Origin of the sequence: Micromonospora sp. NPDC049274, assembly GCF_040678875.1 — a bacterium.
GTDB lineage: Bacteria > Actinomycetota > Actinomycetes > Mycobacteriales > Micromonosporaceae > Micromonospora.
The window spans coordinates 388488-401285 of record NZ_JBFAQS010000002.1 but is presented as its reverse complement, the minus strand read 5'-3'; the positions used below and the strand labels follow the sequence as shown (position 1 = coordinate 401285).

At 70.2% G+C, this 12798-nt stretch carries 11 protein-coding genes; 5 read left to right on the top strand and 6 right to left on the bottom strand.

Annotation, left to right across the window (positions count from 1 at the left end; genetic code table 11):
* Window positions 1-129: 129 nt before the first annotated feature.
* Window positions 130-570 carry a (deoxy)nucleoside triphosphate pyrophosphohydrolase gene (locus tag AB0K10_RS05425; RefSeq protein ID WP_363680204.1) on the top strand — a complete coding sequence of 147 codons (441 nt, stop codon included), beginning with the start codon at window positions 130-132 and terminating at the stop codon, window positions 568-570.
* Window positions 571-726: 156 nt separating this feature from the next.
* Here AB0K10_RS05425 and AB0K10_RS05420 read toward each other — a convergent pair whose 3' ends face one another.
* From AB0K10_RS05420 to AB0K10_RS05395, 6 genes are all read right to left on the bottom strand, one after another.
* Window positions 727-1794: a succinate dehydrogenase/fumarate reductase iron-sulfur subunit gene (locus AB0K10_RS05420; RefSeq protein WP_344354645.1), complete on the bottom strand. Its 1068-nt coding sequence runs from the start codon at window positions 1792-1794 to the stop codon at window positions 727-729.
* Window positions 1791-3719 (bottom strand): fumarate reductase/succinate dehydrogenase flavoprotein subunit, encoded by a 1929-nt coding sequence (locus AB0K10_RS05415; protein WP_363680202.1) that lies wholly within the window; start codon window positions 3717-3719, stop codon window positions 1791-1793. Before AB0K10_RS05415 ends, AB0K10_RS05420 begins: the two co-directional genes overlap by 4 nt.
* Before the next feature lie 12 nt (window positions 3720-3731).
* Window positions 3732-4538, bottom strand: a complete 807-nt coding sequence (locus tag AB0K10_RS05410) for a hypothetical protein (RefSeq protein WP_363680200.1) — start codon at window positions 4536-4538, stop codon at window positions 3732-3734.
* A gap of 247 nt (window positions 4539-4785) precedes the next feature.
* Window positions 4786-6192 carry a metallopeptidase TldD-related protein gene (locus AB0K10_RS05405; protein ID WP_363680198.1) on the bottom strand — a complete coding sequence of 469 codons (1407 nt, stop codon included), beginning with the start codon at window positions 6190-6192 and terminating at the stop codon, window positions 4786-4788.
* On the bottom strand, window positions 6189-7625 hold the full coding sequence (locus AB0K10_RS05400; RefSeq protein ID WP_363680196.1) for a TldD/PmbA family protein: 1437 nt from the start codon (window positions 7623-7625) through the stop codon (window positions 6189-6191). The genes AB0K10_RS05405 and AB0K10_RS05400 overlap by 4 nt, the downstream gene beginning before the upstream one ends.
* A gap of 32 nt (window positions 7626-7657) precedes the next feature.
* Entirely contained in the window at window positions 7658-8209 is a 552-nt protein-coding gene (locus tag AB0K10_RS05395) for a Uma2 family endonuclease (RefSeq protein ID WP_363680194.1), read from the bottom strand.
* Window positions 8210-8510: 301 nt separating this feature from the next.
* Here AB0K10_RS05395 and AB0K10_RS05390 point away from each other — a divergent pair, with 301 nt between their 5' ends.
* From AB0K10_RS05390 to AB0K10_RS05375, 4 genes are read left to right on the top strand one after another with little or no spacing between them, the layout of a single operon-like run.
* Window positions 8511-9554 (top strand): ABC transporter ATP-binding protein, encoded by a 1044-nt coding sequence (locus tag AB0K10_RS05390; protein WP_363680192.1) that lies wholly within the window; start codon window positions 8511-8513, stop codon window positions 9552-9554.
* Window positions 9551-10669 carry a dipeptide ABC transporter ATP-binding protein gene (locus AB0K10_RS05385; protein ID WP_363680190.1) on the top strand — a complete coding sequence of 373 codons (1119 nt, stop codon included), beginning with the start codon at window positions 9551-9553 and terminating at the stop codon, window positions 10667-10669. The genes AB0K10_RS05390 and AB0K10_RS05385 overlap by 4 nt, the downstream gene beginning before the upstream one ends.
* Entirely contained in the window at window positions 10666-11673 is a 1008-nt protein-coding gene (locus tag AB0K10_RS05380) for an ABC transporter permease (RefSeq protein ID WP_363680188.1), read from the top strand. The genes AB0K10_RS05385 and AB0K10_RS05380 overlap by 4 nt, the downstream gene beginning before the upstream one ends.
* Before the next feature lie 10 nt (window positions 11674-11683).
* Window positions 11684-12670: an ABC transporter permease gene (locus tag AB0K10_RS05375; RefSeq protein WP_363680186.1), complete on the top strand. Its 987-nt coding sequence runs from the start codon at window positions 11684-11686 to the stop codon at window positions 12668-12670.
* Window positions 12671-12798: the final 128 nt, after the last annotated feature.

Genomic DNA, 12798 nt, shown 5'->3' with positions numbered 1-12798 from the left:
TGTCTTGTCGGTGCCTTCTAGTCTGTCGTCGCTCGTTAGGGGTGTCCACGCCCACACTTCCGTGTTCTATTGGCCTAGCGGATGGCGTCGGTACCCAAACCGCCGATTGATCTGGCACCCTGGACGCCCGTGCAGACCGAACGGGCTAATGGTGGCGGGCAGGCCGAACGACGGGACCTGAAGGTGATCGTGGGGGCGGCGATCATCCGGGACGGACGGGTGCTCGCCTGTGCGCGCTCCGCGCCGCCGGAGGTGGCCGGCATGTGGGAGTTCCCCGGCGGGAAGGTCGAGCCGGGGGAGGGGGAGACCGAGGCGCTGATCCGGGAGTGCGCCGAGGAGCTGGCCGTACGCGTGGAGATCGGCGACCGGGTCGGCCGCAACGTCCGGATGGCGCACGGCCGCTCGGTGCTCAAGGTGTACGCGGCCCGCCTCCTGCACGGCGACGAGCCGCAGGCGTTGGAGCACCAGGCGCTGCGCTGGCTGGCGGCCGACGAGCTGAACGAGGTCACCTGGCTCCCCGCCGACGCCCCGATAGTGGCAGCCCTACGCCCCCACCTGCTCGCCGGTTGATCATGAAGTTATTGCCGCGACACGCCGGTCGGCAGGGCAATAACTTCATGATCACCGACGCGAGCCGGGGGCCGGGACGAGCCGGGGGCCGGGACGGGGGTGGAATGGAGACGGGGGCCGCGGCGTCAGCCGCGGCCCCCGTTCGGGTGGTCTTGCTCAGTGCTTGTCGTCCTGGTCCGGGTGCGCGAAGTTGAGGTGCTCCGGAGGCAGCGGGAAGGTCACGTCGTCGCCGAACGGCGACGGCGCGGCGGCCCGGTCGAAGGTGAGCTCGGTCAGCGGCAGGCGGCCCCTGTCGTCGACCGCCGGCGCGGTCGGGTGGGGCACCTCCCGGTGCCAGTTGACGCCGCTCTGCGCCTGCGCCTCGGCCTGCGGGTCGTGCGAGCCACCCGCGTGCGAGTGCACCCCGCCCCGGCTCGTGCCCGGCAGGCTCGCCGAGCCCTGACGGGCGGTGGTCACGCTGGTCTGGGGCGTCTCGCCCCGACGGAAGATCTTGCTACCAAGCCACACAAGGGGATCGTACCTGCGGTCGACGACGCGTTCCTTCATGGGGATGATCCCGTTGTCGGTGATCTTGATGTGCTCGGGGCAAACCTCGGTGCAGCACTTGGTGATGTTGCAGAAACCGAGGCCCTGTTCGGCCTGCGCGTACTCCTTGCGGTCGGTCCGGGCGTCCAACGGGTGCATGTCCAGCTCGGCCGCCCGGATGAAGTACCGCGGGCCGGAGAACGCCTGCTTGTTCTCCTCGTGGTCGCGGATCACGTGGCAGACGTTCTGGCACAGGAAGCACTCGATGCACTTGCGGAACTCCTGCGAGCGCTCGACGTCGACCTGCTGCATCCGGTAGTCGCCCGGGGCGACGTCCGCCGGAGGGGCGAACGCCGGGGTCTCCCGCGCCTTCTCGTAGTTGAACGAGACGTCGGTGACCAGGTCCCGGATGACCGGGAACGTCCGCAGCGGGGTGACCGTGACGGTCTCCTCGTCGCCGAAGGTCGACATCCGAGTCATGCAGCCCAGCCGCGGCTTGCCGTTGATCTCCATCGAGCAGGAGCCGCACTTGCCGGCCTTGCAGTTCCACCGGCAGGCCAGGTCGGGCGCGTCGGTGGCCTGCAGGCGGTGGATGACGTCGAGGACGACCTCGCCCTCGTTCACCTCGACCATGTAGTCCTGCAGGTCGCCGCCGGTCTCGTCGCCCCGCCAGATCCGGAACTGACGCTTCGCGCTCATCGGTTGTCCGCCTCTCCAGCGTCGGCGACGAGAGCGTCGAAGTCGGCGAGCTCCTCGTCGGTGAGGTACTTGGCCAGCTCGGCCCGGTCGAAGAGGCCGATCAGCTCCGGCCGCATCTTCGGCAGCGGCTTGCGGGTCAGCCGTACGCTGTCGCCGTCCAGCGAGCAGACCAGGTTGACCTGCCGCCACTTCGGCTCCATCGCCGGATAGTCCTCCCGGGTGTGCCCGCCGCGCGACTCCTGCCGCTCCAGCGCCGCCTTCGCGGTGCACTCCGAGACCACAAGCATGTTGCGCAGGTCCAGGGCCAGGTGCCAGCCCGGGTTGTAGCGCCGACCGCCGGCCGCGCTCACCTTGGCGACGCGCTCGCGCAGCTCCGCGAGCCGCACCAGGGCGTCGGCCAGCTCACCCTCGCGCCGGATGATTCCGACCAGATCCCCCATGACCACCTGGAGGTCCTGCTGCAGGGTGTACGGGCTCTCGCCGGTGTCCCGTTGCAGCGGAGCCAGGGCGGTCTCCACGGCGGCCTCGACCGCGTCCACTGCCACCTTCGGCCGGGCGGTCAGCCCGTCGGCGTAGCTGGCCGCGTGCCCACCCGCCCGCTTGCCGAAGACCAGCAGGTCGGACAGGGAGTTGCCGCCGAGGCGGTTGGAGCCGTGCATACCGCCGGAGACCTCACCGGCGGCGAACAGCCCACGGACGTGGCCGAAGGCGGCGCCCGAGTCCGGGTCCACCTCGACGCCGCCCATCACGTAGTGACAGGTCGGCCCGACCTCCATCGGCTCGGCCGTGATGTCGACGTCGGCCAGTTCCTTGAACTGGTGGTACATCGAGGGCAGCCGGCGGCGGATCTCCTCGGCGGAACGTCGGCTCGCGATGTCAAGGAAGACGCCACCGGCGGGGGAGCCCCGGCCGGCCTTGACCTCACTGTTGATCGCGCGGGCCACCTCGTCGCGGGGCAGCAGCTCCGGTGGACGCCTGTTGTTGTCCGGGTCGGTGTACCAGCGATCCGCCTCCTCCTCGGTCTCCGCGTACTGCTTGCGGAAGACGTCGGGGACGTAGTCGAACATGAACCGCTTGCCCTCGGAGTTCTTGAGCACGCCGCCGTCGCCACGAACCGACTCGGTGACCAGGATGCCCTTCACCGAGGGCGGCCAGACCATGCCGGTCGGGTGGAACTGGAGGAACTCCATGTTGATCAGCGTCGCCCCGGCGCGCAGCGCCAACGCGTGCCCGTCCCCGGTGTACTCCCAGGAGTTCGACGTGACCTTGTAGGAGCGCCCGACGCCGCCGGTGGCCAGCACCACGGCCGGGGCCTCGAAGAGGATGAACTCGCCGGACTCGCGGTAGTAGCCGAAGGCGCCAGCGACCCGGTCGCCGTCGAGCAGCAGCTCGGTGATCGTCGTCTCGGAGAAAACCCGGATCCGGGCGTCGTACGAGCCGAACTCGCGCTTGTCCTCCTGCTGGAGCGAGACGATCTTCTGCTGGAGGGTACGGATCAGCTCCAGGCCGGTCCGGTCGCCCACGTGCGCCAGGCGGGGGTACTCGTGCCCGCCGAAGTTGCGCTGGGAGATCTTGCCGTCCTTCGTACGGTCGAAGAGCGCGCCGTACGTCTCCAGCTCCCAGATTCGCTGCGGCGACTCCTTCGCGTGCAGCTCGGCCATCCGGAAGTTGTTGAGGAACTTGCCGCCGCGCATGGTGTCGCGGAAGTGCACCTGCCAGTTGTCCCGGCTGTTCACGTTGCCCATCGCGGCGGCCGCGCCGCCCTCGGCCATCACCGTGTGCGCCTTGCCGAACAGCGACTTGGAGATGATCGCGGTCTTCTTGCCGGCGAGCCGGGCCTCGATGGCCGCGCGCAGACCGGCGCCGCCGGCCCCGATGACGACGACGTCGTAGTGGTGTCGTTCGATGCGAGTGGTAGTGGTCATGTCAGGGGCCCTTTAGTTGATGAACCGCAGGTCGGAGAACCACTCGGCCGCGAGCGCCATGATGTAGAAGTCGGCCAGCGCGAGGGTGCCGAGGGTGATCCAGGCGAGCTGCATGTGCCGGACGTTCAACGCCGAGACGAACGTCCAGGCCCTGTACCGCACCGGGTGCTTGGAGAAGTGCTTGAGCCGCCCGCCGATGATGTGCCGGCAGGAGTGGCAGGAGATCGTGTACGCCCAGAGCGCCACCACGTTGACCAGCAGGATGATGTTGCCCAGCCCGAAGCCGAAGCCCTTCGGCGAGTGGAAGGCGAGAATCGCGTCCCAGGTGTTGATCAGCGAGATGATCGCGGCGGCGTAGAAGAAGTAGCGGTGCAGGTTCTGGCCGAGCAGCGGGAAGCGGGTCTCACCGCCGTACTCCTTGTGGCCGTCGGGGACGGCGCAGGCCGGCGGCGACAGCCAGAACGACCTGTAGTACGCCTTGCGGTAGTAGTAGCAGGTGAGCCGGAACAGCAGCAGGAACGGCAGGGTCAGCGCCGCGTCCGGGATGATCCACCAGCCGGGCAGGAACCGGCCGAAGTGCGAGGCCTCCTCGACACACCGATCCGTCACGCACGGGGAGTAGAACGGGGTCAGGTAGTGGAACTGGTCCACCCAGTACCACTTGTGCATGAAGACCCGGACCGTCGCGTACGCCACCCAGGCGCTGAGCCCGATCACGGTGATCAGCGGGGCGAACCACCAGCGGTCGGTACGCAACGTCTTCGCCGCGATGGCGGCGCGCGCCCGCGCTCCCCGCGGCCTCGTTGCCGTTGAAGTCATTCGAGTCGTCTCCTCGACGGGCCCGTACGGGCGGGCTGGTCTCTCTCTCCGGTCGGCACGCGGACCGGCGAACCCGCACCCGCTGCCACGTCATGCGCACACCAACGACCACGCCGGATCGACCGACGCAGCTAAGTGACACACGTTACGCCGATCTCTGCGAGCCGTCCCCGCAAGGGAGTGTCCCGTGTGTCTGGCCTGCGGAAAAGCCCTCGACGCGCCGGTTTGCGGCGCCTCGTCGAGATCGTCAGCCGGAGGCGCCACCGGTGAAGTGCCAGGACGCGAGCCGCACCGACGGCGCCGCCCACCAGGCGCCGTCCACCCGGTCCGGTTGACGCATCGCCCGCGAGCCCAGCCCGAGCACCGCGCCCGGCCCGAGCGCCCGCGGGTACGACTCGGTGAACCGCAGGTCCCGGACCGCCCGGACGACAGTGCCGTCCTCGATCAGCCAGACCCCGTTGCGGGTCAACCCGGTGACGACAAGGCTCTTCGGGTCGAGCACCCGCGTGTACCACAGGTCGGTGACCAGCAGCCCGCGTCGTACTCCAGCGACCAGCGCTGCGGTGTCCGCGTCGACCACCGCCCCGGCCGCCGCGCCGGTGGTGCTCCGGCCCGTCGCGCTGGCCGGGCCCGCCACCGCTGGAGCGAGCCGCAGGTTGCGAGCCATCGGGCCCCAGGTGGCGCCGCCCGCGACCGCGTGCCCGGTGGACTCCGCGCCCGCCTCGGCGGCGGTCCGCCGGTCGTGCACGACCGCCCGCGTCGTGCCCGCCTCGACCACTGTCACCGCCCGCCGGCCGGTGCCCTCGGCGTCGAACGGCAGACCCGACGCGCCAAGCGGGTCGTCCACCAGCGTCACCTGTCGGTCGAACTGGGCCGCGCCCGGCTCGGCGAACGACTGCCGCTCGGCGTAGCGCTTGCCGTTGAAGCCGTACCAGGAGAGATTCTGTAGCAGGTCTGCCACGGCGGCCGGCTCGAACACCACCTCGTAGCGCCCCGGCGGCAGCTCGACCGGGTCGACTGCCGCCTGCGCCTTCGCTGCGGCGTGCGCGCCCAGCTCCGCACCGTCGAGGTCGGACAGCCGGTCGGTGCAGCGTCGGGCCACCCCGTCCGCGCCGTCGCGCCGGGCGATGCCGTCCATCGCGGCCTCCGCGGAGCGGCCGTACGCGGTGTGCCCCGCCGAGTTGGCGAACGCCGACGAGCGGTGCGCGGTACGGCAGTAACCCGCACTGGTGAGGCCCCCGGCGGCGGCCACGAACGCGCCGACCCGATCGGCCCGCTGCTCCGGCTCGGCGTAGGCGGTGGCCTCGTCGACGGGCGGGGCGGCCGGCGCGGGCGTCGGCGGCGCGAGCCCCGGCCAGCCCGGGTCGGGCGGGCACAGTCGCGCCGCCGCCAGGGTGCGCTCGACAAGCGCGCGCAACCCGTCGGTGGTGACCACGCTGCCGCTGCCGGAGGCCGTCCGCCCGTCCACGTGTAGCCGCAGCCGGACGCCGACGGTGGACTCGGCGACGTTCTGGTGGATGGCCGAGTTGGCGAACCGGGTCAGCGCCAGGTCGGCCCGGGTCACCACCGCCTCGGCCTGCGCGGCCGGCCCGCCGAGACGCCGAACCAGCTCGATGACCTGCCCCGCCAGCTCCAACTCACTCCTCGCGCTCACGCCGACACCCCCACCCGGACGTTGCGGAAGCGGGCCGGCGCGGCCGGATGGCCGGTGTGCCCGATCTGGCCCGGCTGGCCCTTGCCGCAGTTGGGCGTGCCCCAGGAAACCGTCTCACCGGAGAGCATGTCCATCGAGCGCCAGAAGAGCGGGCCGATCCCGGTGTACGTGGGATTGCGCAGCATCCGCCCACGCCGCCCCTTCTTGATCTCCCAGCCGACCTCGCAGCCGAACTGGAAGTTGAGCCGCTTGTCGTCGATCGACCAGGACCGGTTGAGGTCCATCAGGACGCCGTCGTCGGTGGCCGCGATGATCTCTTCCAGGGTGTGCGGGCCGGGTTCCAGGCCGACGTTTGTCATCCGCACCATCGGCAGCCGAGCCCACCCGTCGGCCCGTACGCTGCCGCCGTAGTCGAGGCTGGCCATCGCCGCCGAGTCCCGGCCGGCGAGCACGCCCACCCAGCGACCGTCGCGCACCGCGTCCCGCTTGACCGCGGGGGAGCCCTCGTCGTCGAAGCCGAAGCTGCCCAGCGCGCCCGGGATCGTCGGGTCGATGGTGATGTTCATCAGCTCCGAGCCGTAGCGCAGCGAGCCGAGCTGGGCCAGGTCCAGCCAGGACGTGCCGGCGAAGGCTGCCTCCCAGCCGAGGATCCGGTCCAGCTCGATGGCGTGCCCGACCGACTCGTGGATCTGCAGGGCGAGCTGCTCACCGCCGAGGATCAGATCCGTCTCGCCGGCCGGGCAGGGCGGCGCGGTGAGCAGCGCCCGGGACTCCTCGGCGATCTGCGCGGCGTGCGCGGCCAGGTCGAGTGACTCGACCAGCTCCCAGCCTGTGGTGCCGTACTGCCCCCGGTAGCTCGGCCAGGACCGTCGCTGCGTCTCGCCGTCTCCGATCGAGGTGGCCGAGATCCCACCGCCGCACTCGCGGATCCGCTGGTCGATGCGGTGGCCTTCGCTGGACACGAACCACTTCGCGGTGTCCCAGATCTGGTAGAGCCCCTCCGCCAGATCCGCGCCGTGCTCGGCCATCGTGCGGGTCGCGCCGACCAGCAGGTCGCCCTTGTCCGACAGGGGCACCCCGAGTGGGTCGATCTGGCAGCCGGAGGCCCAGCTCGCCGTGACCGCCTCGACAGCCACCAGGTCGACCGGGGGGCCTGGCACCCGCGCGCTCGCCATGGCCGTCCGGGTCGCGCGCCGTCCGGCGTCGCGGGCGGCGGTGTCCGACAGATCGGGTACGGCGTGGAAGCCCCAGCTCGCGCCGACAAGCGCCCGGACGCCCAGCCCGATGCTCTCGTCCTGGGTCAGCTCCTCCACGTCGCCGTTGCGCGCGGTCATCGACTCGTAGCGGCGGTGCATCACCCGCGCGTCGGCGTACCGCGCTCCCGCGTCGAGGGCGGCCTGGACGGCGGCGGTGGCCGCGTCGAACTCGGTCATGGACCGACCCTAGGCCAGGCGACCGACACCCGTCAGGGGACGAGTTCCTCCGGCCGGATCGTGGCCTTCACCGGCTCGGTCAACTCCAGCACCTCGCCGCGCTTCGTCGTTGCTCTCTCGACATAGTGGCCGCCCTGTCGCTGATAGAGGTGCAGGGTCAGGGACTCCTGCTCGACGAGCAGGTACCACTCGATACCGGCCTCGGCGTACAGGTGCGGCTTCAACACCCGGTCGATGGTGGCGCTGTGTGGCGCGGCGACCTCGCCGACCAGGAGGACCGCGTCTGCCGGTACGCAGAGCCCCGTGAAATCCAGCTCCGAAGTCACCACGAGGTCGGGATTGAGGATCCGCGTGGCGTTCAGCCGCAGGTTGATGACCGGAAGCACCGTGCGATTCGTCGTGGCGCAGCCTCGTTCGAGAGCGACTATCAGGCCACCGACGATCACCTGGTGTCGAACGGACGGCGATGGTCCGATGAGCAGTCCGCCGTCGAGGAGTTCGATGCGCTGGGCCGTCTCACCGAGGGCGAGGTAGTCCGACTCGGTCCACGGCAGCGCGCGGCTGTGAACGCCAGGGGTAATCACGCGTCCCATTGCAACTGGCGGTGAGTCGCTGCGGTCGCACCCGACGTGCGAGCACGAGATGAAACGCCCGCTCAGGGCGCGGTGATCGCCAAGGTTGAGTCACCAAGATCGCGCTCGAGCGTAGATCTTGACGCGGGGCGCGGGGCGCGGGCCATGAACGGGTGTGGATGGCGAGGTGACGGGGGTGCGGGGTCGATGCCGACTCGTTACGCTCGGGCCCGCTGACACGTGCCGACTTTGTAGCTTATTTTCACCCTCGAAAGTTTGATGTAAGTTCTCTTCGTCACTGAGGGAGGCGGCCGTGGACAGTTCGGATGCCTACCTGCGGGTGCGCGACCTGCGGGTCCGGTTCGACACCTCGGACGGCGTGGTGCGCGCGGTCGACGGGGTGTCGTTCGCCGTCGAACGGGGCCGCACCCTCGGAATCGTCGGCGAGTCCGGCTCCGGCAAGAGCGTCACCTCACTGGCCATCCTCGGGCTGCACGACGCGAAGCGGGCCACGATCACCGGGGAGATCTCCGTCGGCGGTCGGCAGCTGGTCGGCCTCCCCGATGAGGAGGTACGCCGGCTGCGCGGCCGGGACATGGCGATGATCTTCCAGGACCCGCTGTCCGCGCTGCACCCCTACTACAGCGTCGGTCGGCAGATCGCCGAGGCGTACCGGGTGCACCACCCGAAGGCCAATCGGCGCGAGGCTCGCCAGCGGGCTGTGGACATGCTGGACCGGGTCGGCATTCCCCAGCCCGCCCGCCGCTTCGACCAGTACCCGCACGAGTTCTCCGGTGGCATGCGCCAACGGGCGATGATCGCGATGTCCCTGGTCAACGACCCCGCGCTGCTGATCGCCGACGAGCCGACCACCGCGCTGGACGTCACCGTGCAGGCGCAGATCCTGGACCTGCTCGCCGACCTCCAGGCCGAGTTCCACTCCGCGATCATCCTGATCACCCACGACCTCGGTGTCGTCGGCCAGGTCGCCGACGAGGTACTGGTGATGTACGGCGGGCGGGCCGTCGAGCACGGCAGCGTCGAGCAGGTGCTCCGCTCGCCGCAGCATCCGTACACCTGGGGGTTGCTCTCCAGCGTGCCGTCGTTGCACGGCGACGCGGACGCGGACCTCGTGCCCATTCCCGGCAACCCACCCAGCCTGATCAACCTGCCGTCCGGCTGCGCGTTCCACCCGCGCTGCCGCTACGACGACCGCGTCGGCGACCGGTCCCGCACGGAGGTGCCCGAGCTGCGCGCGGCCGGGGCGGACGGCCACCTGGTGGCCTGCCACCTGAGCGCCGAGGAGCGCGCATCGATCTATGCCGAGAACGTGGCATCCGTGGGGGTGGCCCGATGAGCGACGAACCACTGCTGCGCGTACGCGGGTTGACCAAGCACTTCCCGGTCCGCCAGGGCCTGCGCGGCACCGGCCTGGTGCGGGCGGTCGACGGGCTCAACTTCGACGTGCGCCCCGGCGAGACGCTCGGCCTGGTGGGGGAGTCGGGCTGCGGTAAGACCACCACCGGCCGAATGCTGGTGCGGCTGTTGGAGCCGACTGCCGGCACCATCGAGTTCGACGGGCGGGACATCACCCACGCCGGTCGACGGGAGCTGCGCCCGCTGCGGCAGGAACTTCAGATCATCTTCCAGGACCCGTACGCGTCGTTGAACCCCCGACACACAGTGGGTCGGATCGTGGCGATGCCGTTGCAGGTCAACGGGATCAAACCGCCGGGCGGAATCAAGGCGCGGGTGCAGGAGCTGCTGGAGCTGGTCGGGCTGAACCCGGAGCACTACAACAGGTATCCGCACGAGTTCTCCGGCGGTCAGCGCCAGCGCATCGGCATCGCCCGCGCGCTGGCCCTGCGGCCGAAGCTGATCGTCGCGGACGAGCCGGTGTCGGCGCTGGACGTCTCGATCCAGGCGCAGGTCGTCAACCTGCTGCGCGACCTGCAACGGGAGTTGGGCCTGGCGTTCGTGTTCATCGCGCACGACCTGGCCGTGGTCCGGCACTTCTGCCAGCGGGTCGCGGTCATGTACCTGGGCCGGATCGTAGAGATCGGCGACCGGGCCGACATCTACGAGCGCCCGCAACACCCGTACACCCGGGCTCTGCTCTCGGCGATTCCGGACGTGACGCAGCTCGGCCCGGCGGGCCGGATCCGGCTGACTGGCGACGTGCCCACTCCGCTGGACCCGCCGTCGGGCTGCCGGTTCCGCACCCGGTGCTGGAAGGCGCAGGACATCTGCGCCACCGAGGAACCGGCGCTGATCCCCCGCGACGGCGGCAACCAGGCCACCGCGTGTCACTTCCCCGAAGGGGAAGCGGCCAGCGCGGGCCCCGAAGGGGAAGCGGCCAGCACGAGCCCCGAAGGGGAAGCGGCCAGCACGAGCCCCGAAGGGGAAGCGGCCAGCACGAGCCCGGAGGTCGCGGGGTCGATCACCCAGACCGTCGAGGAGGTGTCGTCGTGAGCCTGTCCCCTGTGGAGGGCGTGGCGCTGGCCGAGATCGAGTCCGACCCGGACGCGATCGCGCCCGCGGCGAAGGGCGTCGTCGGTCGTTCGCCCGGTCAGCTCGCCTGGCTGCGGCTGCGCCGTGACCGGACGGCGGTGGTCAGCGGCGTACTCCTGGTGTTCTTCCTGATCCTGGGGTTGTCCGCCCCGCTGATCGAGATGGTCTACGGGATCGGGCCGCGCGAGCAGTTCCAGAACCTGCTGGACGGCTTCGGTATGCCGCTGGGCTACGCCGGGGGCGTCGCCGGGGACCACTGGTTCGGCCTGGAGCCGAACCTGGGTCGGGACATCTTCATCCGGTTGATCTACGGGCTGCGGACGTCGCTGTTCATCGCGTTCGCCGCCGCGCTGATCACCGCCACGATCGGCATCGTGCTCGGCGCGCTCGCCGGCTACCTCGGCGGCTGGCTCGACGCCGTGGTCAACTGGATCACCGACCTGACGCTGGCGATGCCGTTCCTGATCATCGCGCTGGCGCTCACCCCCACGATCACGCTGCGCTTCTACGGGGAGCGGGGGCAGGTGTCGTCCGCCTTCGGGGTGGGCGTGCTGATCGCCGTGTTCGCGATCTTCGGCTGGACCAGCACGGCACGGCTGGTCCGCGGGCAGGTGATCGCGCTGCGCGAGCGGGAGTTCGTGGAGGCGGCCAAGGCCAGCGGCGCCGGGTTGGGGCACATCATCTTCCGGCAACTGCTGCCCAACATCTGGGCGCCGATCCTGGTGTCGTTCTCGCTGGCGGTGCCGCAGTTCATCACCAGCGAGGCCGCGCTGTCGTTCATCGGCGTCGGGCTCAGCGACGAGACGCCGAGCTTCGGCCGGATGATCTACGACAGTCTGGACTTCCTCCAGACCGACCCGGCGTACGTCTTCTTCCCGGGCATCACGATCTTCGCGCTGGTGTTCGCCTTCAACCTCTTCGGCGACGCGTTGCGGGACGCGCTCGACCCGAAGTCGTCCCGGTAGGGGTGGACTCATGTTCCGGTTTCTGATCAAGCGGCTGTTCTCCGCCACGCTGACCCTGTTCGCGGTGAGCGTGCTGACCTTCCTGATGTTCTTCGCCCTGCCGCGTGACCCGGTCACCAGCATCTGCTCGAAGAACTGCAACCCGGAGCGCCTGGAGCGGGTCCGCGACGACCTGGGCCTGAACGACCCGCTGATCAGCCAGTACGCCGGTTACATGAAGGGCATCGTCACCGGCCGGGACCTGGGCAGCGCGCAGGGCGGCAGGTGTGACGCGCCCTGCCTGGGCTGGTCGTACGTCTCCAACGAGGCGGTCTCGGACACCATCGGCCGGGTGCTGCCGGTGACGCTGAGCATCGTGATCCCGGCGGCGATCCTCTGGCTGGTGCTCGGGGTGGGGCTGGGCATGGTCTCGGCGCTGCGCCGGGGCACCTGGCTGGACCGCCTGGCCATCGGCTTCTCGCTGACCGGCGCGTCGTTGCAGCTCTACTTCGTGGGCGCGGTGCTGCTGCTGGTGTTCGTCTACAACCTGCGGTTGCTGCCGGTGCCCAGCTACACGTCCCTGTTCGACAATCCGGCGAAGTGGGCCAGTGGCCTGGTGCTCGCCTGGGTGGCGCTTGCCTTCCTGTTCTCGGCCATCTACGCCCGGCTGTCGCGGGCGCAGATGCTGGAGACGCTCTCCGAGGACTTCGTCCGGACCGCGCGGGCGAAGGGCCTGGCCAAACCCATGGTGTACGGGCGTCACGCGCTGCGCGCGGCCATCACCCCGGTGGTGACCATCGCCGGCCTGGACGTGGGCGGGGCGCTGGGCGGCACGGTGATCACCGAGACGACGTTCGGCATTCAGGGGTTGGGGCGTACGGCGGTGGACGCGGTGCGCTCGGGTGATCTGCCGACCATCATGGCGACCGTGCTGATCGCGGCCGTCTTCGTGGTGCTGGCGAACGTGCTTGTCGACCTGCTCTACGCGGCCATCGACCCGCGGGTCCGGTTGCGCTGAGCGGGTCGATGTGAAGCGCGTGGCCGGTGGCGAAATTTATCGACAACTGTTACACAACTCGTAGGTTTTCTTCCTTACGATCCTCGGGACGTCGGCGGTTCTCGCCCCGGCGAACCGCACGGCACATG